The sequence below is a fragment of the Sphingomonas sp. GW821-FHT12D09 genome, from assembly GCF_058807215.1.
The window spans coordinates 1,421,391-1,446,084 of sequence record NZ_JBXAQL010000001.1 but is presented as its reverse complement, the minus strand read 5'-3'; the positions used below and the strand labels follow the sequence as shown (position 1 = coordinate 1,446,084).

Annotated in this window: 19 protein-coding genes; 14 read left to right on the top strand and 5 right to left on the bottom strand. The window is 67.7% G+C overall.

The window, feature by feature from the left end; genetic code table 11:
• Positions 1–2,304 (bottom strand): bifunctional salicylyl-CoA 5-hydroxylase/oxidoreductase, encoded by a 2,304-nt coding sequence (locus AC1RPL_RS06450; protein WP_493068425.1) that lies wholly within the window; start codon positions 2,302–2,304, stop codon positions 1–3.
• A 142-nt stretch (positions 2,305–2,446) separates the two neighbouring features.
• Between AC1RPL_RS06450 and AC1RPL_RS06445 the strand changes: the two genes are divergently transcribed.
• The 3 genes from AC1RPL_RS06445 (at position 2,447) to AC1RPL_RS06435 (ending at position 6,604) form a co-directional block, all read left to right on the top strand.
• Positions 2,447–3,616, top strand: a complete 1,170-nt coding sequence (locus tag AC1RPL_RS06445) for a pyridoxal phosphate-dependent aminotransferase (protein ID WP_493068424.1) — start codon at positions 2,447–2,449, stop codon at positions 3,614–3,616.
• 153 nt (positions 3,617–3,769) lie between these two features.
• Positions 3,770–5,425, top strand: a complete 1,656-nt coding sequence (locus AC1RPL_RS06440) for a DUF885 family protein (RefSeq protein WP_493068423.1) — start codon at positions 3,770–3,772, stop codon at positions 5,423–5,425.
• A gap of 159 nt (positions 5,426–5,584) precedes the next feature.
• Positions 5,585–6,604 carry an alpha/beta hydrolase gene (locus AC1RPL_RS06435; protein ID WP_493068422.1) on the top strand — a complete coding sequence of 340 codons (1,020 nt, stop codon included), beginning with the start codon at positions 5,585–5,587 and terminating at the stop codon, positions 6,602–6,604.
• A gap of 76 nt (positions 6,605–6,680) precedes the next feature.
• On the opposite strand, the gene AC1RPL_RS06430 is transcribed toward AC1RPL_RS06435, so the two are convergent.
• Genes AC1RPL_RS06430 through AC1RPL_RS06415 form a run of 4 tightly spaced genes read right to left on the bottom strand, consistent with a single transcriptional unit; the run spans position 6,681 to position 10,774 of the window.
• A complete protein-coding gene (locus AC1RPL_RS06430; RefSeq protein ID WP_493068421.1) occupies positions 6,681–7,919 on the bottom strand; it encodes an MFS transporter in 1,239 nt (412 codons plus the stop codon).
• Positions 7,920–8,642, bottom strand: coding sequence for an IclR family transcriptional regulator (locus AC1RPL_RS06425; protein ID WP_493068420.1), 723 nt, complete (start codon positions 8,640–8,642; stop codon positions 7,920–7,922).
• Positions 8,643–8,684: 42 nt separating this feature from the next.
• Entirely contained in the window at positions 8,685–9,851 is a 1,167-nt protein-coding gene (locus tag AC1RPL_RS06420) for a mandelate racemase/muconate lactonizing enzyme family protein (RefSeq protein ID WP_493068419.1), read from the bottom strand.
• A 2-nt stretch (positions 9,852–9,853) separates the two neighbouring features.
• Positions 9,854–10,774, bottom strand: coding sequence for a dihydrodipicolinate synthase family protein (locus AC1RPL_RS06415; RefSeq protein ID WP_493068418.1), 921 nt, complete (start codon positions 10,772–10,774; stop codon positions 9,854–9,856).
• 210 nt (positions 10,775–10,984) lie between these two features.
• Between AC1RPL_RS06415 and AC1RPL_RS06410 the strand changes: the two genes are divergently transcribed.
• From AC1RPL_RS06410 to AC1RPL_RS06360, 11 genes are all read left to right on the top strand, one after another.
• Positions 10,985–13,660, top strand: coding sequence for a TonB-dependent receptor (locus AC1RPL_RS06410; RefSeq protein WP_493068417.1), 2,676 nt, complete (start codon positions 10,985–10,987; stop codon positions 13,658–13,660).
• A 28-nt stretch (positions 13,661–13,688) separates the two neighbouring features.
• The gene (locus AC1RPL_RS06405) at positions 13,689–14,417 is read left to right on the top strand and encodes an SDR family NAD(P)-dependent oxidoreductase (RefSeq protein WP_493068416.1); all 729 of its coding nucleotides are present in this window, start codon (positions 13,689–13,691) and stop codon (positions 14,415–14,417) included.
• Positions 14,401–15,318 (top strand): 2-dehydro-3-deoxygalactonokinase, encoded by a 918-nt coding sequence (locus AC1RPL_RS06400; protein WP_493068415.1) that lies wholly within the window; start codon positions 14,401–14,403, stop codon positions 15,316–15,318. The genes AC1RPL_RS06405 and AC1RPL_RS06400 overlap by 17 nt, the downstream gene beginning before the upstream one ends.
• The gene (locus AC1RPL_RS06395; RefSeq protein WP_493068414.1) at positions 15,315–16,757 is read left to right on the top strand and encodes a 2-dehydro-3-deoxy-6-phosphogalactonate aldolase; all 1,443 of its coding nucleotides are present in this window, start codon (positions 15,315–15,317) and stop codon (positions 16,755–16,757) included. Before AC1RPL_RS06400 ends, AC1RPL_RS06395 begins: the two co-directional genes overlap by 4 nt.
• A 71-nt stretch (positions 16,758–16,828) precedes the next feature.
• Positions 16,829–18,115 (top strand): BNR-4 repeat-containing protein, encoded by a 1,287-nt coding sequence (locus AC1RPL_RS06390; protein WP_493068413.1) that lies wholly within the window; start codon positions 16,829–16,831, stop codon positions 18,113–18,115.
• A complete protein-coding gene (locus AC1RPL_RS06385) occupies positions 18,112–18,642 on the top strand; it encodes a hypothetical protein (protein ID WP_493068412.1) in 531 nt (176 codons plus the stop codon). Before AC1RPL_RS06390 ends, AC1RPL_RS06385 begins: the two co-directional genes overlap by 4 nt.
• A gap of 327 nt (positions 18,643–18,969) precedes the next feature.
• The gene (locus AC1RPL_RS06380; RefSeq protein ID WP_493068411.1) at positions 18,970–19,155 is read left to right on the top strand and encodes a hypothetical protein; all 186 of its coding nucleotides are present in this window, start codon (positions 18,970–18,972) and stop codon (positions 19,153–19,155) included.
• A complete protein-coding gene (locus tag AC1RPL_RS06375) occupies positions 19,152–20,486 on the top strand; it encodes an AtzE family amidohydrolase (RefSeq protein WP_493069093.1) in 1,335 nt (444 codons plus the stop codon). The genes AC1RPL_RS06380 and AC1RPL_RS06375 overlap by 4 nt, the downstream gene beginning before the upstream one ends.
• 48 nt (positions 20,487–20,534) lie before the next feature.
• Positions 20,535–21,875, top strand: coding sequence for an NCS2 family permease (locus AC1RPL_RS06370; RefSeq protein ID WP_493068410.1), 1,341 nt, complete (start codon positions 20,535–20,537; stop codon positions 21,873–21,875).
• 1 nt (position 21,876) lies between these two features.
• Entirely contained in the window at positions 21,877–23,439 is a 1,563-nt protein-coding gene (locus AC1RPL_RS06365) for a gamma-glutamyltransferase family protein (RefSeq protein ID WP_493068409.1), read from the top strand.
• Positions 23,433–24,662 carry an allantoate amidohydrolase gene (locus tag AC1RPL_RS06360; protein WP_493068408.1) on the top strand — a complete coding sequence of 410 codons (1,230 nt, stop codon included), beginning with the start codon at positions 23,433–23,435 and terminating at the stop codon, positions 24,660–24,662. The genes AC1RPL_RS06365 and AC1RPL_RS06360 overlap by 7 nt, the downstream gene beginning before the upstream one ends.
• Positions 24,663–24,694: the final 32 nt, after the last annotated feature.

Below are 24,694 nucleotides of genomic sequence, written 5' to 3'. Positions count from 1 at the left end.
TCAGCTCCTCAGCGCCGCGCCGGTTTCGGCGGCGCGTTGCAAATTGCGGGCGAGCTGGCCCATCCCGCCCAGATATTGCGGCGGCAAGCGCACCCCGCGATAGCCGTGCTGCGCGGCGGCGCGCAGCGTCCACATCGGATCGACCATGTGCGGACGCCCGATCGCGACCAGGTCGGCGCGACCCGCGGCGAGGATCGAATTGGCGTGGTCGGTCTCGAAGATGTTGCCCACCGCCATAGTCGATACGCGCGCCTCGTTGCGCACCTTGTCGGAAAAGGGCGTCTGGAACATGCGGCCATAGACCGGCTTGCACTCGGCCCAGGTCTGGCCGGCGGAGACGTCGATCAGGTCGGCCCCTGCCGCACTGAAGGCGCGGGCGATCTCCACGGCTTCGTCCGGGGTAACGCCCTGGTCGCCCATCCAGTCGGTCGCCGAGATGCGGACCGACATCGGCCGCTCGGCGGGCCAGGCGGCACGCATCGCTGCGAACACCTCCAGCGGATAACGGAGGCGATTTTCCAGGCTGCCGCCATAGTCGTCGGTGCGGGTGTTCTGGAGCGGGGTGATGAAGCTGGAGAGCAGATAGCCATGTGCGGCGTGCAGCTCGATCATGTCGAAGCCTGCCTCGACCGCCCCGCGTGCCGCCGCGACGAACTGGTCGCGGACCTCGTCCATGTCCGTCCGGGTCATCGGACGCGGGGCGGGGTTGTTCGCGCTCCACGGCACGTCGGAAGCGGCGATCAGCGGCCAGTTGCCACTTTCGAGGGGCTGATCCATCCCCTCCCAGCCGATGCGGGTCGAGCCCTTGGCGCCCGAATGGCCGAGTTGGAGGCAGAGTTTCGCGCCGCTGTTCGCATGGGCGAAGTCGGTGATCCGCCGCCAAGCCGTTACATGCTCGGGGGCGTACATGCCCGGGCAGCCGGGCGTGATCCGCCCCTCGGGCGAGACGCAGGTCATTTCGGTATAGACCAGCCCGGCGCCGCCCTGCGCGCGCGCGCCGTAATGGACGAGGTGGAAGTCGTTCGGGATGCCGTCGACCGCGGAATACATCGCCATGGGAGACACCACGATACGGTTCTCCAGCGCCATTTCGCGCAACTTGTAGGGTGCGAACATCGGCGGGACCGGCTCGTCGCGCTTGCCGCCCGGTGCCTGCACCTGGAACCAGCGCTCCACGCCTTCCAGCCAGTCCGGATCACGCAGGCGGAGATTCTCGTGGCTCACGCGCTGCGACCTTGTGAGCAGCGAATAGGCGAACTGGATCGGCGCGAAGGGCAGATAGCGATCGAGCGTCTCGAACCATTCGGTCGAGTTGCGCGCGCTGTTCTGGAGCTTGAGCACCTCGACGCTGCGCTCGGCCTGATATTCGGCCAGCGCCTGTTCGCGGCCGAGCCCGGGGCGGTTGAGCACTTCGGCCAGCTTGATCGCATCCTCCAGCGCCAGCTTGGTGCCCGATCCGATCGAGAAATGCGCGGTGTGCGCGGCGTCGCCGAGCAGGATGAGCTTGTCGTACGACCAGCGCCCGGTGACGATCCGGCGGAAGTTGAGCCACGCCGCCGAGCCGCGCAGGTGCCCGGCATTGGACATCAGGCTGTTGCCGTCGAGATACTTGCCGAACACGCGTTCGCTGAACGCGATCGCCTCGTCCTGGTTTGCCTTGTCGAGGCCCAGGCCCTCCCAGGTCTCCGGCGCCATCTCGACGATGAAGGTCGAGAGGCTGTCGTCGAAGCGATAGGCATGCGCCCAGACCCAGCCCGCCTCGGTCTGCTCGAAGGCAAAGGTGAAGGCGTCGAACACCTTGTGGGTGCCCAGCCAGATATATTTGTTGCGGCGCGGCTGGATGTCGATGTCGAAATGCTCGGCATAGCGGTCGCGGATGCGGCTGTTGGCGCCGTCGGCGACGATGACCAGGTCATAGTCCGCCCAGTCGGCCAGGTCGGTACTCGCCTCATGCTCGAAATGGAGCTGCACGCCGAGTTCACGGGCGCGGTCCTGCAGGATTGCCAGCATCCGCTTGCGGCCGATGCCGATGAAACCGTGCCCCGACGAGCGGATGCGCTCGCCATGGATATGGACGTCGATATCGTCCCAATGCGCGAACTCGCCGCGAATCGTCTCGCCGCTGACCGGATCGTTGGCCATCAAATTCTCGACCGTCTGGTCGGAGAAGACCACGCCCCAGCCGAACGTGTCGTCGGCGCGGTTGCGCTCGAAGACATGAACCTCATGGCCGCTGTCGCGCACCTTCATCGAGATGGCGAAATAGAGCCCCGCCGGGCCACCGCCCACGCATGCGATCTTCACCGGTCCAACTCCATCGCCGCGACTCCAGTCCGTCTCAATCTAACGCCGCGAGGGTAAATGCTTCAAGCATGAAATTTCAAGCTTGAAATATCATATATCACGCAATTATTCACGGGTATCAGAGTCGTGAAGGGGTCTTGGGATGAAGTGGCCGGCACAGCGCCTTACGGGCGGATCGAAGAAGAGCTTCGGCATGTACGAGGAAGCCGCGAAGCTGGATGCGGCGGGGGTGGACCTGATCCATCTCGAGTTCGGCCGGCCGCATTCCGATACGCCGGCGCACATCAAGGAAGCGGCCAAGGCGGCGCTCGATGCCGGCATCGTCCACTATGGCGATTTCCGCGGCACGCTCTCCTTCCGCCAGGCGCTGGTCAAGAAGCTCGCCGATTTCAACGCCCTCGATTACGGCGTGGACGAAGTGCTGGTGTGCAACGGGCTCACCCATGCCTCCTTCGCCGCCTTCATGGCAGCGATCGATCCGGGCGACGAAGTGATCCTGCTCGACCCCTATTATCCCCAGCATATCGGCAAGACCGAACTGGCCGGCGGCAAGGTGGTGATCGCCGAGCTCGACAAGGCGAACGACTTCGCCATCTCGAAGGAGAGGATCGCCGCCAGGATCACCCCCGCCACGCGGATGATCGTGCTGGTCAACCCGGCCAATCCGACCGGCCGCGTCTATACCCGCGAGGAGTTGCAGCACGTCGCCGACCTGGCGATCGAGCACGACCTGCTGGTGCTGTCCGACGAGGTTTACGAGTACATCACTTATGGCAAGGCCGAGCATGTCAGCATCGCCAGCCTGCCCGGCATGCGCGAGCGGACGATCACCTGCTTCGCCTTCACCAAGGCCTATTCGATGGACGGCTGGCGGATCGGCTATCTGACCGCCGATGCGAAGCTGATGCCGGCGATCCTGCGCATCACGATGACCGACGTGACGCACGTCAACGTCTTCATCCAGGAGGGCGCCCGTGCCGCCGTCGAGGGGCCGCAGGATGCGATGCTGGCGATGGTCGAGGCCGATCGCCGCAAGCGCGACATCGTCGTGCAGGCGTTGAACCAGATGCCGGGCGTCACGTGCGCCGCGCCGGAGGGGACGATCTACGCCTTTCCGGATATCAGCGGCACCGGCCGCTCTTCGCAGGACCTCGCCACGGCGATCCTCCACGAAGCACATGTCGTCGTGGAATCGGGCAATTTCTACGGCCCGGGTGGGGAGGGGCACCTGCGCGTCTGCTTCGGATCGGAATCGGAAGCACGTGTGAGCGAGGCGATGGAGCGGCTCGGGCGATTCTTCAACGCGCTGTGAGGCGTGCGGTCGGGGGCTTTTCCCCGCCGTCATCCCGGCCTTGAGCCGGGATCCCGCTGTCTCCGGTCGCATAAAGAAGCGGGATCCCGGCTCAAGGCTGGGGTGACGATAGTGATAGTGGTTTCAATTCGACGGGTTCGGGGAGAAATGGGTATGAAGAAGCGTCTGGGTCTTGCTGCCGTCCTGCTGGCCTTGCCGGCGCTTCCCATCCCGCTCGCGGCGCCCGCCGGCGCCCAAACCGTTGCGCCGGCGGCGCAGGGCTATGACGCGCTGGTCGCGCTCTACACCGAGTTTCGCGCCTTCGTTCCGCCGCCGATGGTCAAGGGTGTGCCGGACTATTCGCCCGCCACCATGGCGCGCCACTATGCCGAGCTCCAGCGCTTCGAGGCGCGGCTGGCGGCGATCGACGACGGCAAATGGCCGATCCCGCAGCGGGTCGATTACATGGTGGTACTCGCCGAGATGCGCGGGCTCGAATTCCAGCACCGCGTGATGCAGCCGTGGAAGCGCGACCCGGCATTCTACAGCACCACCAATCTCGGCTTCGGGCCCAAGATGCACGGCGCCATCGCCATCCCCAAGCTGCCGATCGCCAAGGACAAGGCGGCGGACCTGGCCGCCAGGCTGAACGCAGTGCCCGAGGCGTTGCGCCAGGCGCGCACGAACCTCACCGACGCGCGCGGTGACCTTGCCCGGCTGGCCATCGTCCAGAAGCAGGTCGAAGTGAACGTTTATGGCGAGCTGGCCGCGCAGGCGGCGAAGCTCCAGCCTTCGCTCGTCGCCCCCGCCAGGAGGGCCCAGGCGGCGGCCGCCGAGTTCAAGGCCTGGCTGGAGGGCATCGAGGCCGGGTTGCCTGCCTATGGCGGTGTCGGCGCCGAGAATTACGCCTGGTATCTCAAGCACGTGTTGCTGTTGCCCTACACGCCGGAGGAAGTCCGGGTGATCGGCGAGCGCGAATATCAGCGCCAGGTCGCCTTCCTGAAGATCGAGGAGCATCGCAATCGCGCCATTCCTATGCCCGAGCCGGTGCAGACCCGCGCCGAGTTCGATGCCAAGCGCAAGATCGAGGACGAGGATCTGCTCAAGTTCCTGCGCGACGGCGACTGGGTGACGATCCCCGATTACCTGAAGCATGATCCGGAGGAGGGGCCCTACCAGTTCCCCTTCGAGAAGGATCCGTCCAAGCCCGGCCTGTTCGATCCGCCGCAGCATCTGCATTTCTTCTTTCAGGCCGAGTTCCGCGACGGGCGCCCGCTGCGCGCCCATAACCTGCCGGGCCACGCCTTCGACGCGCTGCAGGCGGCGCGCGACACCCGGCCGGTGCGCGGGCAGGATCGGCTGTTCTTCGTCAACGGGCTGCGCAACGAAGGCTGGGCCTTTTATCTCGAGGAGTTCCTGATCCAGTCGGGCATGCTCGAGGATCGGCCCAAGGCGCGCGAGATCGACTATATCCTGGGCGCCAAGCGCGCCGCCCGCATCCTGCCCGAGTTGAAGATGCAGGCGAACGAATGGACCTGGAAGCAGGCCAACGCCTCGCTCGTCTCGCGCACGCCAAAATGGATGCAGCCCGGCGACGCTGTCGCCCAGTTCGACATCGAGCTGTATCTGCGCCAGCCCGGCTATGGCATCGGCTATTACATGGGCAAGATAGAGCTGGAGAAGCTGCTGGCCGACGTGGCGATGCAGGAAGGGGACAAGTTCGACATCAAGTCGTTCCACGATCGCTTCCGCGCCGCCGGCTCGATTCCGATCTCGCTGATCCGCTGGGAAATGACGGGCAAGGACGACGAGATCCGCGCGATGCGGTGAGTCGATCCTCCGGTGCGCATTCGAATTATCGCGTATATAGCAACACTATCGGCGTCCTGATGCCAAAGTTGTGCGTAGATATCCAAAAATGGCGTGATAAGCGTTGCTATCAATGCAATATTCGACGACCGCCACGGTCGCGATGATGGGAGGGCTGGCATGCGCAATCTGGAGAGGGCAACCCGGCGAGGGGTTCTCAAGGGCGCCGCGCTCCTGTCGGGGGCGGCCTCGGTAACGGCCGCGCGGGCGGGGGAGGCGGTGCCGGACAATTTCCTTCGCTATGCGATGGACATTCGCGAGCCCGATCTCGTCCTCCCGCTCTGGCCTGAAGGCCAGATGCCCGGCGGACCAGTGCCCGGCGTCCGCGAGAATATCGACGATCAGTTCGACACCGCAGGCCTGCGCTACCGTGTCGCCGAGCATGTCACTCGGCCCGTGCTTTCCTATTTCGCGCCGGCCAGTCCCACCGGCGCTTCGGTGCTCATCCTGCCCGGCGGCGGTTATTCGCGCGTCGGCATCGACCGCGAGGGCTATGAGACCGCGCGCTGGATGAATTCGCTGGGCGTCGCCGCCTTCGTGCTGCGCTATCGCTTGCCCGCGGACCGCTGGGGTGGCGGGGCGCTGGTCGCGCTGCAGGATGCGCAGCGCGCGATGCGGCTGATCCGTGCGGGCGGCACGGGCCGCTGGACGGTCGATCCCAAGCGCGTCACCGTGCTGGGTGGATCGGCCGGCGGGCATCTGGCGATCAGCCTGTGCGTCAAGGTCTATGACCGCACCTATCAGCCGATCGACGCCGCGGATCGGCTGCTGACCCGGCCCGACGGCGCGATCCTGCTCTATCCGGTGGTATCGATGGGCGCGGGGGCGCATACCGGCTCGAAACTCGCGCTGCTCGGTCCCGATCCGACGCCTGCGGACACCGCTGCCTGGTCGTTCGACAAGAGCGTGCCGGGCATCACCCCGCCGATCTTCCTGGCGCATGCGGTGCACGACCGAGTCGTGCCGGTCGATCACGCGCTGTCGCTGTTCGGCGCAGTGCGCGGATCGGGCGGGGCGATCGACATGCATTTGTTCGAGGATGGTGCCCACGGCCTGGGTCTGCGCGCCACCCCCGCCTGGCCGATGTCCGACTGGCCGAACCTCGCCCGGCGCTGGCAGGAGCGGAACGGGCTGGCTTAGGCGAGGCCTATATTAGTCGTCATTCCCGCCTTCGCGGGGATGACGGAATTGATCGAAGGCAGGATCGGCCCTTACATTAATCGGGGCGGAGCGCCGAGCGGGGCTGGCTGCGCAGCGCGCGCCAGGCGATGAATGCAGCCACCGGGTGCAGGCAGCCCATCAGCAGGAAGATCTGGGCATAATTGCCCGACTGGGCGAGGTGGCCGACCAGCTGGGTCGAGAAGATGCCGCCAAGGCCACTGCCCGCCGCGACGATGCCGAACACGGTCGCGACGACGCGGGTCGGGTAGAGGTCCACCACCAACGTGCTGATGTTGATCTGGAAGATCAGGTGCGCGAACGCCACCAGCGCGGCGAGCGCGAAGACGAACTGGATCGCCGGCCCTGTCGCGATCAGCATGCCTGCCGGCGCCAGCAGCGCAGCCACGCCCATGCCCACCAGCCGGCTGTTCGGCGGCGTCATGCCGCGCTTGATCAGCTGGCCCGAGAATATGCCGCCGCCGATGCTGCCGATATCGGCTGCCAGATAGACGATCCATGCCGTGACGGCGATCGTCGCCAGGTCGAGCCCGCGCTGGTCGGCGAGGTACTTCGGGAACCAGAACAGGTAGAAATACCAGACCGGGTCGGCGAGCATCCGGGAGAGTGCGAAGCCCCAGAGCGGCCTTTCGCGCAGGATCGCGCGCCAGGGCGTCGGCTCGGCAGCCTCGCGGGCTTCCTTGCGGCGCGGATAGATTGCGAGCCAGGCGATCAGCCAGACGAAGCCCAGCGCGCCGGTCGCGACGAAGGCCGCACGCCAGCCATAGGTCAGCGCCAGCCAGCCGATCAGCGGCGGCGCGATCGTCGCGCCTACCATCGCGCCGGCGGTATAGGTGCCGAAGGCGAAGCCGCGTTCGCGCGGCGGGAAATGCTCGGAGACCGCCTTGGGGCCGGCGGTATAGTTGCCTGCCTCGCCAAGGCCGAGCATCGCGCGCGCGCCGCCCAATGCCCCGGCGCTACGCACGAATCCCGTCGCCATGTTGGCGAGCGACCACCAGCCGACGAACAGCGCCAGCGCCATCCGCGTTCCCAGTCTGTCGGTCAGCCAGCCCGCGACGAGATAGGCTATCGTGTAGGCGATCAGGAACAGCTGGACGACATGCGCATAGCCGATGTCGTCCATGCCCAGGTCGCGCTGGACCATCGGCGCCAGGATCGAAAGCGTCTGGCGATCGACATAGTTGAGCACGGTCGAGGCGAAGAGCAGCGCCAGGATCGCCCAGCGCAGCGGGTTCGGCGGCGCAGTCTCGCCGGCGGTCGCAGCGGGTGCGGACATTCAGCCGCCGATCTCGGGCGCGGCCTGGCGCAGCGCGGCGACCAGCGGCTCGGTCCCGTTCTCCGGGATCCAGCCCGACAGCGCGATGCCGGCATGCGCCGGGTCGCCGGTCGAGACCGCTACGACATGATGGTCGCGCTCGTCGGCGACATGGACGCGCGCGTACCCCAGCCGCCGGACCTCGGCGAGCTTGGCGAGCAGCTGCTCGATGCCTTCGGGGAACATCGGGATTTCCTTGTCGCGATAGATGTCGCGCACCTCGTCGTCGTCGAGCTCGGAGAGCAGGACGATGCCGATGCCGCTGGTGGTGGCGGGGAGCAGGCCGATACGGCCCAGGCCCCGCGAAGCCTCGATGCCCGGCGGGGCATGGAACAGATAGCTGACGCTATCTCCCCACAGCACGCCGAGTGCGACGGTGTGACCGAAGCGGCGCAGACCCTCGAGCACCGGCAGCGCGCGATTGATCAGGCCCGATGCGAACAGGCTCTGCGCGGCGAGCACGTGCATGCCGGCGCCGGCGGTGTATTTCCGGTTCGCGGTCTGACGGGCGATGCCGAGATAGGCGAGCGTCTTGAGCAGCCGGTTGATCTTGGTCGGATCGGCATCGAGCCGGCGCGCCAGCTCGCGGCAGCCGACCGGCTCGGGCGAAGTGGCGAGCGCCTGGAGCGTGGCGATGCCGTCGATCAGGCTCTGATTGGGCTGGGCATTGGGTTTAGCGCGCATGGTTGCATCCTATGCACCCGGCCGTGCGGGCCGCCAACTCGCTCACGAAACCTGCTCTGCATGTTCCCAGAAGCGCGCATTGGGCGCGACGCCGAGGCCGGGCGCGGAGGGCAGGGTATAGCCCGACTCGCCATGGCCCATGTCGGTATCGAGCAGCACCAGGTTCCGCTCGAACACGGAATGCTGCCATTCATGCTTCCACAGGCCCGGGATCGTCGCCGAGGCCTGGAGGCTGGCGGCAAGGAAGATGCCGGTACCCACCGTCGCATGCGGCGCCACCGCGACGCGCTTGGCGGCGGCAATGCGGGCGATGCGGACGAACTGGGTAATGCCGGTATGGCCCATCTCGGGCTGGATGTACGCGAGCGGCCCGGCGGCGAGGCGGTTGGTCGCTTCGTACTCGGTGACCCATTCCTCGCCCGCGGCGATTGGCACTGGGCTGGTCGCGGCAAGATGCGCGAGCCCGGCAATGTCCTCGGGCTTCACAGGCGCCTCGACGAAGCCGGGACGGTACGCTGCGAGCTTCTCGATCAATGCGGCGGCCTCTGCTGGGCCGAACTTCCAGTGCAGGTCGATCAGGATCTCGGCACCGGGGCCGAGCGCCTGGCGGAGCGCCGCCATCTCGGCGACGATTCCTTCATGGCTGACCACTGCGGCGAACTTGAACGCATCGACCCCGCGCGCCTGCCAATCCTTCGCCAGCGCCACGCGATCGTCGAGCGTCGCCGCCGGAAGTCCGGAAAGATAGCTCGGGATGGTCGGGTGCGCACTCGGCCCGATCAGGTCGCGCACCGGCTTGCCCTCGGCCTTGCCCTTCAGATCCCACAGCGCGATGTCGATCGCGGCGATCGCGTCGACATGGAAGCCGCCCCAGGCGCCGCGCACGCGCATCAGCCCGTAGAGCAGGTCCCAGGTCGCGCCGATATCGGTGACGTCCTCGCCGATCAGCACCGGCGCGAGCAGGTCGTTGACGATCTCGCACGTCGCCCTGGGCGCGCAGATGCCATAGGTCTCTCCCCAGCCGATACTGCCGTCCTGGGTGGTGACGCGCACCACGATCGAGCGGTCGACGGTGGGGTAGATCGTGCCATTGCCCTTGCGCACGATATAGCCGCGCGCGTTCACCCGCTCGCCCTCCGCGAGCGGCCCGAGATAGGGCGTGTCGCGGGGGACGGTGACGATGAACGTGTCGATCGCGGCGATGCGCATGGTCAGGCAAGGGCTCCCTGGGGTGCTTCGAGCGGGAGCAGGTCTGCCAGCCGGGCGAGCAGTGCGTCCAGCTCTGCCTGGTCATGGCGATCAAGCTCGGGCCCGGGCGCGCGCACATGGGTGCTTTCGATCAGCCCACGGCGCTGGAGCACGGCCTTGGTCAGCCGCCAGCGGAAGATCGCCTGCATGTTGAGCAGGGGGAGGGTGCGCTCGAACAGGTCGCGCGCCTTGTCCTCCTCGCCCGCGGCATAGTCGGCGAGCATGCGCACGTGCAGCTCGGTGATCTCGCAGGCCGGCATGGTGCCGCGCGCGCCGCGGGCCAGTTCGTCGATCACATAGCGCGCGCCGGCGCCGCCGAACACCGCGTCGAGCGAATCGCCCGCCAGCGCGGTGAGCCGCGTGATCCGCTGGCCCGAGGGCGGGGCTTCTTCCTTGACGTATTTGATGCCCGCGACCTGGTGCGCGAGCTCGGCGACCGCCTCGAGCGGCATGCCGATGCCCATCGGGGCAGGGGCGTTCTGCAGCATGATCGCGATGCCCGAGCCTTCATGCGCGGCACGGAAGAAGTCGGCCATCGCCTGCGCGTTATCGGCGAAGGTCTTGGGGGTGAGGATCATCGCGGCCGATGCGCCGGCGCGGGCGCCGGCCTCGGCATAGGCGATGGCTTCCTTGGTATCGCCAGTGCTGCCCCCGACCACGAACGGGATGCGCCCGCCCAGCCATTCGCCGATTCGCGCGGTGAGGTGGAGGCGCTCCTCGACGCTCAGCATGTCATATTCGCTGGCGAGGCCGGGAAAGACCACGCCCTGCGCGCCCGCGGCGACGATATAGTCGAGCACGCGGCGCATGCCCGCCTCGTCCACCGCACCCGTGGCAGTGAAGATCGTCGGCAGAATCGGCAATACGCCTTGCAGCTGGTTCACATCCCCTCCGAAGTATTTTGTTGCTATATGTGTCGTATGCGCTTGTGGAATGATCCTTGTCAACCGCGGTGTTGCCCTGTTGTCACGGGAATGCGCTCTGTGATTGAGGGTGTTGCGCGATCGATATTGTTGCTTTAGTAGATACGTTAAGCGGAAGCCAAAGGCATAAAGCCGGGCCCGCCAACCGCCAGGTTGATAAGGGGAGAGGATATGAAGAATCGCACCGTCCAGCATCTGCTGGTGTCCACCATTCTCGCATCGGCAGCCGTGCTGGCCGCGCCGGCAATGGCGCAGACCGACTCGGCGCCTGCCCAGGCTGTCGAGCAGGCCGCCGATCCCGCGCCGCAGGATGACGGCGCCATCATTGTCACGGGCATCCGCCAGAGCCTCGGCGCGGCGCGCGACATCAAGCGCAACGCGATCCAGTTCGTCGATGCGATCGTCGCCGACGACATCGGCAAGCTGCCCGATCGCAACGTCGCCGAATCGCTCGCCCGCGTCTCCGGCATCCAGGTCGATCGCGGCATCGCCGAAGGCACCAACGTCTCGGTGCGCGGCCTTCGCCAGAACGTCTATCTGTTCAACGGTCGCGAGATCGTCGACGCCACCGGCCGCGGCGGCGTCGGCCTCGATCAGCTCGGCAGCTCGACCTATGGCATCCTCTCGCTGGTACCCTCCGAGCTGATCGCGCGGCTGGAAGTGACCAAGCTCGCCGGCGCCGACGACGTTGCCGGCGCACTCGGCGGCATCGTCGACATCGAGACGCGCAAGCCGCTCGACGGACCCAACCAGATCGCCGCCCGTGCCGGCGCCAGCTATGACACGCTGACCGAGAAGCCCAGCTACGAGCTGTTCGGCCTGGTCTCGCACAAGTTCGCGGACGACACGCTCGGCGTGCTGGTCTCGGCCTCCTATGGCCGCCGCCGCCTGTCACAGCAGGGCCTCGACACCTTTTCGGGCTACACCCAGTATGTCTCGGGCGGCATCACCCGCTTCGGCCACTCGGACGTGCGCCCGGAGGAAATCGACGAGAAGCGCACCAAGTTCGGCCTGGACGGCGTCATCCAGTGGCGGCCTTCGGCGGGCGTCGAGATCACGCTCGACAGCTTCTATTCGAAGCTGATCTCGGACCGCGAACGCTACTGGATCTCGTTCAATCCGCAGACCGGGCTGACCAACGCGACCTATTCGGCGAACAACGTGCTGGTCTCGGGCACCTCGTCGGCGCCCGTGCTGACCAACAGCGAGTTCGCCTATACCAAGGCGGATACCTGGTCCTCGGCGCTGCACGGCAACTTCGACGTGACGGACCGGGTCAAGGCGAGCGCGGAAGTGTCGTACAACCGCTCGACCTCGAGCTACGACCAGAATTACCTCCGCCTCCAGCCGCTCACTACGATCACGCCCAGCACGACCTTCGATTTCTCCAAGGGCGATCTCGGCGCCTATACGATCAGCGGAATCGACCTGAGCAACCCGGCGCAGCTGCGCTTCACCATCCTGTTCGACAATCTCTATCGCGCGAAGACCGAAGCGACCGCCGCGCGCACCGACTGGAGCATGAAGCTGGGCGAGGGCTTCATCGACAAGCTGAACATCGGCGTGCGCTACCAGAAGCTCGACACGCGGGTTACGCCGTCGCTGGCGGACATCCGCCCGACCGGCGGCATCGTCGCGACCACGCTCTCGCAATATCTGACGCTGCATTCCAACCCCGATTTCGCCCAGGGCGATTTCGCAGGGTTGGCGCGCAGCTTCCTGGCGGCGAACGACAGCATCGCAGGGGGCTGCAGCGTCTGGACCACGGTCCCGGCAGTCTCGCAGTCGGCCGCCTGCCTGAATCCGACCGGCACTACCACCGCGCTCGCCGGCACCTACCGGATCAAGGAGAACTTCACCGAAGGCTATGCCAAGCTCGACTTCGGCATTGAAGGCGGCCTCGATCTCGCCGGCAATATCGGCGTGCGTTATCTGCACCGCGACATGACCTCGATCGGCAACCTGATCGGTGCCACCGGCGCAGTCACGCCCACCACCTATCTGCGCACGGACGACGAGTGGCTGCCCTCGGCAACGGTCAAACTGAACGTGTCCGACGGGCTGATCCTGCGCCTGGGCGCGGCCAAGGTCGTCGCTTTCCCGAACACCGCGGACCTCAACAACGGCGTGACGCTGAACAACACCGCGATCTTCGTCGGCGGCGTGCAGACCTCGCCCGGTACGGGCAGCGGCGGCGCACCGGGCCTCGATCCGTTCAAGGCCAACCAGTTCGACGCCTCGCTCGAATATTATTTCGGTCGCCAGGCGCTGTTCTCGGTCGGCGCCTTCTACAAGGACGTCTCGACCTTCATCGTGGCGAAGCAGAGCCCCGAGGTCTTCAACAACGTCAATTATCTGATCAACCGCAAGATCAATGGCGACGGCGCGAAGGTGAAGGGCGTAGAGGCGCTGCTCCAGCTGCCCTTCTACTTCCTGCCCGGTGCGCTCGACGGCCTCGGCATCGTGGCGACCTATTCGTATATCGACTCCTCGACGCCGATCCGCGACGCGGTGGGCCGCACGCTCGCCTTCCCGGGCCTGTCGAAGAACAATTTCAACCTGGTCGGCTATTACGAGAAGGGCCCGGTGTCCTTGCGCGTCGCATACAATTGGCGCGACGACTATCTGGTCAGCCTCTCGGCGGCGAACACCGGCATCTACAACGATGCCTATACCGATCTGTCGGCAACCTTCCGGTACGACATCTCGAAGAACTTCTCGCTGAACCTGGAGGCGAACAACCTCCTCAACGAGCATCAGCGCACCTATGACGGCTCCTCGGAAGCGCTCCGGACGAACCTGTTCTTCGGGCGCATGTACAAGGCGAGCGTCAGCGTCAAATTCTGACGCTGGCCTGCCAGGGGGAGATCGAGAGTTGAGCGATAACGAGCTTGCCGGCCGCACGGCGCTGGTGACCGGTGCCGCGAGCGGGATCGGCGCGGCAATTGCCCGGCACTTCCGCGCTGCCGGGGCACGGGTCGCCGGGCTCGATCTCCAGCCTGCACCCGATGCGGACGAGGCACTGGTCGCCGATCTCCGCTCGGATGCCGGCGTGGCGGAAGCGGTGGCGCGGCTGGAGGAGGTCGACATCCTCGTCCACGCCGCCGCCATCTCGGTGCATGGCGGGGCGATCGACACCGATCCCGCCGCCTGGGCCGACATCTATGACGTCAATGTGATCGGCGCGGTGCGGCTGATGCGCCACGCCGTGCCGATGATGCGGGCGCGGGGCGGGGGCTCGATCCTGCTGCTTTCCTCGATCAATGCCGGGTTCGCGACGCCGACGCTTGCCGCCTATGCCGCGTCCAAGGCGGCGATCGAGAGTCTGACCCGCACTACCGCGCTCGAACTCGCGCCCGATGCGATCCGGGTCAACGCGATCGCCCCCGCCTCGATCGACACGCCCTTGCTGCGCCAGTCCTTCGACCGGACGGAAGATTCCGAGGCGGCGCGTGCGCGGAATGTCCTGCGCCACCCGCTCGGCCGGCTCGGCACGCCGGAGGACGTCGCCGAACTGGCGCTGTTCCTCGCTTCCGATCGTGCCAGCTGGATCACCGGCGCCATCCATTCCATCGACGGGGGTGCAAGTGTCACACGCCGCTGATGCCGAGATCGTCGGCGTCAACTGGGGAAGCTCGAACTTCCGCGCCTGGCGCATCGCCGGCGACGGTAGCGTGCTCGACGAGATCGTCGCGGCCAGGGGCGTCGCGGGGCTGAGCCGTGAAGGCATGGTCCAAGTGATGGCGATGCTCGCCGCGCGCTGGCCCGATCATGGTGCGATCTACGCCTCGGGCATGATCGGCTCGAACATCGGTTGGGCCGAGGCACCCTATGCCGAAGCGCCGGCCGGTATAGCGGACCTGGCGCGTGCCGCGATCCCGGTGAAGATCGGCGACACGCCGGTGCGCATCGTGCCTGGCATCGCCTGCCGCCGCGCGTTCGACGGTGCGCCCGACATCCTGCGCGGCGAGGAGACCGAGCTGCTCGGCCTGATGGCGCTGGCGCCTGGCGACGGCGTCGCGGCGCTGCCCGGCACGCACACCAAATGGGTGCGGCGCGAGGGTGGCCGGATCGGCGAATTCCTGACGGCCATGTCGGGGGAGATCTTCGACCGGCTGACCGCGCAAGGGTTGCTCGCCTCGATCGTCGAGGGTGAAGCGGCGGACGGCCCGGCCTTCCTGGACGGTGTGGTGCGCGGCAGGGCGGGCGGGCTTGGCCTGGCGAGCCTGCTCTTCGGTGCCCGCGCCCGCGTGATCCGTGGCGAACTCGTCCGCGCCGATGCCGCCTCCTACATCCGCGGGCTGCTGATCGGCTCGGAAATCGCCGATGCACTGGCGGCCTTCCCGAACATGGGCGCCGGCACGGTGCCGCTGATCGGTAATGGCCCGCTATCGCGCCTCTACGCGTCGGCGCTCGGCTCGGTCGGGATCGAGACCGAGCTGGTCGAATCCCGCCGCGCCTGCCTGCTCGGCTTCCGGGCGCTGCACCGGGCCGCAGTCGGATGAAGCACGAGGGCGCCGTCGCCCGGCTCGACGCCGCCCTGGCCGAACTGCCGATCGTCGCGATCCTGCGCGGCCTGCGCAGCGACGAGGCGGTGGCGGTGGTCGGTGCGCTGTTCGACGCTGGCATCCGCGTGGCGGAAGTACCGCTCAATTCGCCCGATCCGTTCGAGACGATCGCGCTGCTCTGTCGCGCGTTCGGCGATCGCATGGCGATCGGGGCAGGGACCGTCACCGATCCCGATCAGGTCCGCCGGCTCGCCGCGTGCGGTGCGGCGCTCTGCGTCTCGCCTAGCACCAATTCGGAAGTGATCGGCGAGGCGATCCGGCTTGGCCTGGTGCCACTGCCCGGCTGCGCCACGCCGAGCGAGGCTTTTGCCGCGCTTGCCGCGGGTGCACGCCACCTCAAATATTTCCCGGCTGCCGGACATGAATGCGACATCGCCGCGCTACGCACCGTGCTGCCGGCGGGCGTGACCTTGCTTGCGGTCGGCGGGGTGGGACCGGCGAACATCCCGGCGCTTCGCGAGGCGGGCTGTGCCGGCTTCGGGATCGGCTCCGACCTCTACAAGCCCGGCCGCTCGGCGGAGGAAGTCGGCGCCCGTGCCCGCGCGCTGATCCGCGCAATCCGGCACGCCCCGCGCGCCGGGCTGCTCTGCAATCCGGGAGCGATTATCGGGGAGTCCCCGGTCGTGCAGGAGGGCGCGGTCACCTGGACCGATCCCGTCCGCCGCCGCATCTATCGCTACGCCGGGGGGCATGTCGCGGAGCAGATCACCGAGCAGCCGGCCTTCGGCCTCGCCCCGCTTCCCGACGGCCGCATCGCCGGTACGCTCGAAAGCGGCTTCTGCGTTCTGGAGGGCGTTGCCGGCCCCAGCGCGGACATCGGTCCGGGCTGCCGCTTCAACGACATGACGGTGGACCCCGCCGGCGGCCTGTGGGGCGGTACGATGCACAAGGCGATCCTGGCGGGCCGCGGCGCGATCTTCCACGCGCCTACGCCCGATGCGCCACCCCGCCGGGTTGCACAGGGCCTCGGCGTGCCCAACGGCATGGCGTTCAGCGAGGACGGCAAGACGCTCTTCGTCATCGACACGCTGTCGCGCGCGCTGATCGCCTATCCGGCCGATCCCGCCGCCGGCACGCTAGGCGAGCCGGTGATCGTCAGCGACTTCATGAATGTACCCGGCAAGCCCGACGGCATGGCCCGGGCTCCGAATGGCCATTTCTGGGTCGCGATGTGGGGCGGCGGCTGCGTCGCGGAACTGGCGCCCGGCGGGGCCTTGCTGCGCACGGTCCCGGTGCCCGCGCCCAATCTCAGCAGCGTCGCGCTGGCTGGCGACACGCTGTTCGTCACCAGTTCGCGCATGCGGCTCAGCCCGGCCCAGCTCGAAGCCTTTCCCGCCAGCGGCGGGCTGTTCTCGATTGACCTGAAGGGCGGCTGATCCGCCCGAACGCCCCGATCCAGGAGACGCGTACCGAGTAATCAAAACCACAAGAAACAGGAGAGAATGCCATGCGCTTGCGCTTGATTGCCAGCACTGCGTTGCTGTGCCCGCTTGCCCTTTTGACGCCCGCGACCGTCCAGGCCCAGGTCGCCGTCGAGATGGTGCCGGCCGAGACCGACTCCTCCAACGCCGCCGCCTGGTGGCGCCCGATGGTGGTAAAGGGCAACACCACTTATGTCGCGTTCAACGCCCCCGGCGATACCGCCGGCACCCACAAGATCAAGATCGGCGTGAAGGTCGGCAGCGGCGACTGGACGATCGGCTATCTCAAGGACGAGACGGGCGCTGTCTGGAGCCACGAGGACGATGTCGGCCACGACCAGCCGACAATCGCGGTCGATGGGGACGGCTATATCCATGTCTGGACCGATCACCATGTCGACGACTGGCGCTATTTCCGCTCGAGCGCGCCCAACGACCCCACCGGCATGCTCCGCCGCATCGGCGAGATGCCGGGCACGGTCGGCGCGACCTATCCGATCGCCGAGGATGCGCCGAATGGCGATATCTACCTGATCATCCGCAATCATTACACCGGCGCCGGCCAGGGCGAGCTCTATCGCTGGAACAATGCCGCCAACAGCTGGTCCAAGGTCGGCATCTTCGCGCGCGAGAACACCAATTTCGTCTATCCCGACGATCTCAAGATCGACGATGCCGGTAACGTCCATATCGCCTTCGAATGGGCATATGGCCTGCCGCGCTCGCTACGCCATTATGGCTCGTACCTGAAGTACGACGTCGCAGCAGGCGTGTTCCGCACAGCCAACGGCACCGCGCTCAGCGCCCCGGCGACCCGCGCCACGCCGAACCTGCTGTTCCAGGGCCTGGGCACCGGCGAGGTGTGGAACAACTCGAACGACGGTGTCGGCATCCAGGCGGCGGGGCTTACGGTGGACCAATATGCCCGCCCCAGCATGGCCTATCGCTATCGCACCGCCGGGGGCACGAACGCGCTCAATTTCGACGTGTACCGTATCCGCTGGAACGGCACGGCATGGTCCGACAAGGTGAAGATATACACGGCGAACAACAATGTGCCCGCCGCGGTGGAGACCACGCATAACGGCACGCGCGCGCGCGTCTATTTCACCGTCTCGGGTACCGGGCTGATGGCGGCGGAGAGCCCGACCTGGGCGGTGCACGCCGTCGCGCCGTCGCAGAGCGGCGTGACGCGCATCTCGGGCATCCTCAAGTCGACGACCGAGGATGTGATCTATGCCGCCGCGCCGACCGCGATCGATGCCAATCGCGGGCGCGTTTATGTCGTGAGCGTCGGCAACACCCTGCCATGACCAACGCGAGCGCTTCGGCGGATGTGCCGCCGGAGCGCTCGCACCGGGAGATCGCGATGCTGGAGCGACGGAGAATTCGGTGGTTCTGGGCGGCCGCCGGGCTGGCAGGCGTGTCGGCGCTGCTGGCTTTCCTGTCCCACACCGCCGATGCGCCACCGGCAAGCGGCGAAGTCGTCGTCCTGCCGCAGGCGGCAGCGAGTCCATCGCCGCCTGCCATGAGGTTGGCTGCACCGGAGTTGCGGCGCGTCGTCCTGGACGGGCCACGTTCCTCGGCGCTGTTCCGGCTCGCGGACGGCACCGATCGGTCGATCGGCCTTGACGAGGTCGTCCAGCCGGGCTGGACGCTGGTCGCCGTGGATGGGGCGTCGGCCACGCTCGCCACCCCGGATGGCAGGCGTCGAATCCACCTGGACGCTGTACCGCCTGCACCGAGCGAGCCCGAAACCCGGGCGGTGGCGATCTCGGAGGCTGTCGCGCGGGCCGCGGACGGCGAAGTCGTCTCCCGTTGCACCGATCCGGAATGTTGAACGATGCGAGCTCCAGGTCGCGCGCTTCCGAGAGCGGTGACCGGTGAGAGCGATGGGCGCGGAATCGGGCCCGCGCCACCACGCTTGCATATGCCGTGACCCTTGATAGTCTTCCGGGAGGAAGGATGCCGGGCAGTTCGAAAAGGGGACGGCCTAACATGTCTATTTCAGCGGCGCCTTCGCGCTGCGCTGCCGTCTTCTCCCACGAGGGAAGCGAGCGACATCCAGGCCAGCGCCGGAGCATTGTTCTGATGGCGGGTCCGCGCGCGCTGAAATCCTATCGCGTTCAGGATCGTGGCGGGGCGCACGCAATTGGAGTGCGCCGGAATGGCTGAGCATGCGCCGGCTGCGCTTGCCGGGGAGGCAAACCAAGCCATCCCGGCGGTGCGCATGGCGCGCCTGATCGGGCTCGAGCTCCCCAAGGCCTGCCTGCCAGGCGTCATCCAGGGTCTCGAGGCGATCGAGATGCATCTCGGCGTGCTGCGGGCGGCCGAAGAGGAGCAGGCGGGCTGACCGAGCATCGCAGCGCAGTCGCGACGGCGCATCTTGTCAGGACAGGGCAACGCACCGCCCGATCCTTCGCGGAAGAAGCGATCGAGGCGGCGCGCGGAGGGGGCCGGGCGCTCGAGGCCGTGACGCGGGTGCTCGACATGCGTGCGCTAGCAGCGGCGGACCGCGTCGATGCCCTGGTTGCCAAGGGCCGCGATCCCGGGCCGCTGGCCGGGGTACCGTTCGGCGTGAAGGACCTGTTCGATGTCGCGGGCCTGCCGACGACCGCGGGGGCCGGGATGCTGCGCGATGCGCCGCCGGCCGGCAGGGATGCGGAGGCGATCACCCGGTTCGAGGCAGCCGGGGCGATCCTCGTCGCTACGCTGAACATGGACGAATTCGCCTATGGCTTCGCGACGATCAACGCGGCGTTCGGTACCACTCGCAATCCGCACGACCCTGCGCGGATCGCCGGCGGATCCTCGGGCGGATCGGCGGCGGCAGTGGCGGCCGGGCTGATGCCGCTCAGCCTCGGGTCGGATACCAACGGATCGATCCGCGTGCCGGCGGCTTTGTGCGGTGTATACGGCCTGAAGCCGACGCATGGCCGCTTGCCGATGGATGGCGTCTATCCTTTTGTCGACAGCTTCGACGATATCGGTCCGTTCGCAATCAGTGTGGCAGACCTGAAACTGGCCTGGCAGGCCCTGGGCGGGGCGGGGGCGGAGGGCCCGGCAGCGCCGCGTGTCGCGCGGCTGGGCGGGTGGTTCGCGAACAATGTCTGCGCGCAACTGACCGCCGGAATCGACGCGCTCGCCGCCCATCTCGGCGGGATCGACACGGTCGAGCTGCCTGAGGTCGCTGCAGCCCGATCGGCGGCGTTTCTGATGACCGCGGCGGAGGGCGGCACGCGGCATCTACCCGAGCTACGCAGGCGCGCGCTCGCGTTCGATCCGCAGGTGCGCGACCGGCTGATCGCCGGCGCGATGCTGCCTGCCTCCGCATATTTCGCCGCCGAGGCGTTTCGCGCCCGCTTCGCGCGCGCCGCTGAAGCGCTGTTCGCGCGCTACGAAGTGCTGATCGCGCCGGCCGCGGGCGAGGTCGCACCGCGCATCGATGACCCGATGATCAGCGTGGACGGTCAGCGCGTTCCGGCGCGCGCGCATCTCGGCCTCTTCACCCAGCCGCTGAGCTTTATCGGCCTACCGGTGATCGCCGCACCGCTGCGGCGTCCGGACGGATTGCCGCTTGGCGTGCAGCTGGTCGGCAAGCCGGGGGGCGAGGCCACGCTGTTCGCGCTGGCCGCACGACTGGAAGCCGATGGAGTCATCGGAGCCACCGCCTTGCGTGGATGACAGTTTTATTACAGCTTGGTCGTTTGGCCGGGCTGAAAGGGGGAAAGATTGGCGCAGGACGAAACCGTGGGCAGGCTCGAGCGGCACTTCGCGCTGCAAGCCCGCGGCAGCGACTTGCGCACCGAGGTCCTGGCCGGGCTCACCACCTTCCTGACCATGGCCTATATCGTGATCGTCAATCCCGCGATCCTGGGCCAGGCGGGCATGCCCGTCGCGGCGGTCGCGGCGGCGACCTGCCTGGCCGCCGGCTTTGCCAGCATCCTGATGGGGATGAGCGCCAATGTCCCGTTGGCGCTGGCGCCGGGCATGGGGCTCAACGCCTATTTCGCCTTCACCGTGGTCGGCGCGATGGGCGTGCCGTGGCAGGTCGCGCTGGGCTGCGTGTTCCTCTCCGGCATCGCCTTCCTGCTGCTGACCTTTGCGGGCATCCGCCAGCTGATCATCACGGCGATCCCGAAGAGCCTGTTCGCGGCGGTGGCGGGCGGGATCGGGCTGTTCATCGGCTTTATCGGCCTCAAGAACGCTGGGATCATCGTCAGCAATCCGGCGACTTCGGTGGGGCTTGGCGACCTGAAGGCGCCCGGCGCGGCGCTGGCGCTGTTCGGGCTGGTCCTGACCGCTGCGCTCACCGCCTGGGGCGTGCGCGCTGCGATCCTGATCGGCATTGTCGCGACGACGCTGATCGGCTGGCTGGCCGGCGCGGTGCATTTCACGCCGCAACCTTATGACCTGAGCGTGATCACGCAGACCGCTTTCCACCTCGACCTCGCCGGCGTGTTCGGCCTGTCGGGCAGTCATGGCCTGGGACTGTTCGAGATCTTGTTCGTCTTCCTGTTCGTCGACCTGTTCGACAATATCGGCACGCTGGTCGGCGTCACCCGCCGCGCCGGTCTGATCGACGAGAAGGGGCGGGTACCCGGGCTCAACCGCATCCTGTTCGCGGACTCCATCGCGACGATCTTCGGCAGCCTGGCGGGCACCAGCACGGTCACCTCCTATGTCGAGAGCGCGGCCGGCGTGCAGGCGGGCGGGCGGACGGGGATCACCGCGATCGTCACCGGCGTGCTGTTCCTCCTCGCGATGCTGGTCGCGCCCTATGCCCAGCTGGTACCGCTGGCGGCGACCGCGCCGGCGCTGATCCTGGTCGGGGCGCTCATGATGGCGCCGTTGCTCGATATCGACTGGCACGATCCCGAAGTCGCGATCCCCGCCTTTCTGACCGTGGCGATGATCCCGCTGACCTTCTCGATCGCCAATGGCCTGGCCTTCGGGTTGACCGCCTATGCGGTGCTCAAGCTGATCCGCGGCAAGATCACTACGTCGGACTGGCTATTGCTGGTCCTCGCGCTGCTGTTCGTCGTGCGCTTCGCCTGGCTGGCGGCGGGCTGAGATGCTGCATTCGATTCGTTCGCTCTGCGGCATGGTGACGGCACCCCATCATCTCGCGTCCCAGGCCGGGTTGAAGGTGCTGCAGGATGGCGGCAACGCGATCGAAGCCGCGGTCGCGGTCGCTGCGACATTGGCGGTGGTCTATCCGCACATGACCGGCATCGGCGGGGATGGCTTCTGGCTGATCGCCGAGCCCGACGGCACGACGCGGGCGATCCATGGCTGTGGTGGAGCGGCCGCGGCGGCGGACCTGTCCCTCTATGCCGGGCTCGACGCAGTGCCGACGCGCGGCCCTCTGGCGGCGAACACGGTGGCGGGGACGATCTCGGCCTGGGCTAAGGCGCTGGAGGGTAGCACAATGCCGCTCGGCCGGCTGCTGCGCCCGGCGATCCACCATGCGGAGGCGGGCGTGGCGGTGACGCGCGGCGGCGCGGAGATCGTCGCCGCCAAGGGCGCGGAGCTGCGTGGCCTGCCCGGCGCCTGGGCGGCGACCTATGACGCGATGGGGGAGGGCGATGTCCTCCGCCAGCCCGCGCTCGGCGCGACCTTGCGGCATCTCGCCGAGGAGGGGCTCGACAGTTTCTATGGCGGCGCGCTGGCGGCGGACATTGCCGAGGAACTGGCGGCGCTGGGTAGTCCCGTCGCCGCAGCCGACCTCGACGCGCACCGCGCCGAGGCGCCGCAACCGCTGCACGTCGTGCTGGACGGCATCACCTTGTTCAACAGCGCACCGCCCACCCAGGGCGTGGCCTCGCTGCTGATCCTCGCACTGGCCGAGCGGCTGGGCCGGTTCGAGCCGGAAAGCTTCGGGCATGTCCACGCGCTGGTCGAGGCGACCAAGCAGGCCTTCCTGTACCGCGACGCCGAAGTCGGCGATCCGGCGTACATGGGGGGCGATCCTCAGGCTTTGCTCGACGACCCTGCGGCGCTGGACGCAATGGCGGCGCGGATCGATCCGGCAACGGCGCTGCCTTGGCCCCAGCCTTCGCAACTAGGCGACACCTGCTGGTTCGCGACCGCCGATGGCGACGGGCGGGTGGTCAGCTGCATCCAGTCGACCTATTTCGAATTCGGATCAGGCATCGTCCTGCCGCGCACCGGCATCACCTGGCAGAATCGCGGGAGCAGCTTTCGCCTGGCCGAAGGTGGCTGGAATGCACTCAGGCCTGGGCGCAAGCCGTTCCACACGCTGAACCCTGCGCTGGCGCGCTTCGCGGATGGGCGGGTCATGGCCTATGGCACGATGGGCGGCGAGGGACAGCCGCAGACCCAGGCGGCGGTCTTCAGCCGCTATGCCTGGAGCGCCGTGCCGCTGCAGGAAGCGGTGACGCGCCCGCGCTGGCTGCTCGGCAAGACCTGGGGGGCGGACAGCGTCACGCTGAAGCTGGAGGATCGCTTCGATCCCGCGCTCTACGACCAGCTGCGTGCCGCCGGGCACGATGTCGAGCTGCTCCCGCCCTTCACTTCGACGATGGGCCATGCCGGCGCGATCGTGCGGCATCCCGGCGGCATGCTGGAAGGCGCGACCGATCCGCGCAGCGACGGGCAGGTGACGGCGTGGTGAGCGGCGGCTTTCGTGCCGTCGCGCGCTGCGACGAGCTGGGCGTCGCACCCTATAGCGACGCGCCGGACATGCTGTTCCGCGCCTATCTCACTCCCGCCTATGCCGCCGCCCAGCGCGCCATCGCCGGCTGGATGCAGGAAGCCGGCATGACCACGCGCACCGATGCGGCGTGCAACCTGATCGGCCGCTACGAAGGCGCGCGCGACTTGCCGGCGTTGATCATCGGCAGCCATATCGACAGCGTGAGGGACGCCGGCCGCTATGACGGGCCGCTCGGCGTGATGCTCGGCATCGAGGCAGTCGCGGCGCTGCGCGCGGCCGGCAGGCGGATGCCCTTTCCGATCGAGATCTATGCGTTCGGCGACGAGGAGGGTTCGCGCTTCCCTGCCGCGATGCTGACCAGCCGGGCAGTGGCCGGCACGCTCGAACCAGCGGCGCTGGAGGTCAGCGACGCAAGGGGGATTTCGCTCGACGAGGCGCTGGCGCCGTTCGAGCTCTCCGACCTGCGCTTCGCCGAGGCGAAGCATGGTCCCGCGCTCGCCTATCTCGAGGCGCATATCGAGCAGGGGCCGGTGTTGGAGTCTGAGGGCTTGCCCATCGGCGTGGTCACCGGGATCGCCGCGCAGCTGCGCTCTGTCGTGACCGTCACCGGCATGGCCGGGCATGCCGGAACCACCACCATGCGCCTGCGCCGCGACGCGCTGGCAGGTGCGGCGGAGATGATTCTCGCGATCGAGCGGATCGCGCGGGACGATGCCTCCGATCTCGTGGCGACGGTCGGGCGGATCGAGGCGACGCCGGGCGCGCCGAACGTGATCCCGGGCCGGGTGGTGTTCACGGTCGATATCCGTTCCGGCGACGAGGCGCGGCGTGACGCTGCGGCGCGGGCGATCCTGGGCGAGATCGAGGCGATCGCCGGTCGGCGCGGGCTGGATGTTGCGGTCCAGAAGACCAACGACCTCGCCGCCTCGCCCTGCGATCCGGCGCTGACCGATCTGCTTGAAGCCGCAGTGGCGGAGCAGGGGGTCGCACCCTTCCGCTTGGTCAGCGGCGCGGGACATGACGCGATGATCCTGGCCGCGCTGTGCCCTACCGCGATGCTGTTCATCCGCTGCGACCAGGGCATCAGCCACAACCCCGCCGAACATGTCGAACCGGAGGACGCAGACATCGCGCTGCGGGCCATGCTCGGCTTCATCGAACGACTTGGAGAGAACCAGTGACTCCTGCCGCTTTTGGCGATTTCTTCGGTGAG

What these genes read in the sequence shown, in the direction of transcription:
- AC1RPL_RS06445 (WP_493068424.1), top strand. Translation starts at nt 2,447, where the DNA reads ATGAAGTGGCCGGCACAGCGCCTTACGGGCGGATCGAAGAAGAGCTTC.
- AC1RPL_RS06440 (WP_493068423.1), top strand. Translation starts at nt 3,770, where the DNA reads ATGAAGAAGCGTCTGGGTCTTGCTGCCGTCCTGCTGGCCTTGCCGGCG.
- AC1RPL_RS06435 (WP_493068422.1), top strand. Translation starts at nt 5,585, where the DNA reads ATGCGCAATCTGGAGAGGGCAACCCGGCGAGGGGTTCTCAAGGGCGCC.
- AC1RPL_RS06430 (WP_493068421.1), bottom strand. Translation starts at nt 7,919, where the DNA reads ATGTCCGCACCCGCTGCGACCGCCGGCGAGACTGCGCCGCCGAACCCG.
- AC1RPL_RS06425 (WP_493068420.1), bottom strand. Translation starts at nt 8,642, where the DNA reads ATGCGCGCTAAACCCAATGCCCAGCCCAATCAGAGCCTGATCGACGGC.
- AC1RPL_RS06420 (WP_493068419.1), bottom strand. Translation starts at nt 9,851, where the DNA reads ATGCGCATCGCCGCGATCGACACGTTCATCGTCACCGTCCCCCGCGAC.
- AC1RPL_RS06410 (WP_493068417.1), top strand. Translation starts at nt 10,985, where the DNA reads ATGAAGAATCGCACCGTCCAGCATCTGCTGGTGTCCACCATTCTCGCA.
- AC1RPL_RS06395 (WP_493068414.1), top strand. Translation starts at nt 15,315, where the DNA reads ATGAAGCACGAGGGCGCCGTCGCCCGGCTCGACGCCGCCCTGGCCGAA.
- AC1RPL_RS06390 (WP_493068413.1), top strand. Translation starts at nt 16,829, where the DNA reads ATGCGCTTGCGCTTGATTGCCAGCACTGCGTTGCTGTGCCCGCTTGCC.
- AC1RPL_RS06385 (WP_493068412.1), top strand. Translation starts at nt 18,112, where the DNA reads ATGACCAACGCGAGCGCTTCGGCGGATGTGCCGCCGGAGCGCTCGCAC.
- AC1RPL_RS06380 (WP_493068411.1), top strand. Translation starts at nt 18,970, where the DNA reads ATGGCTGAGCATGCGCCGGCTGCGCTTGCCGGGGAGGCAAACCAAGCC.
- AC1RPL_RS06365 (WP_493068409.1), top strand. Translation starts at nt 21,877, where the DNA reads ATGCTGCATTCGATTCGTTCGCTCTGCGGCATGGTGACGGCACCCCAT.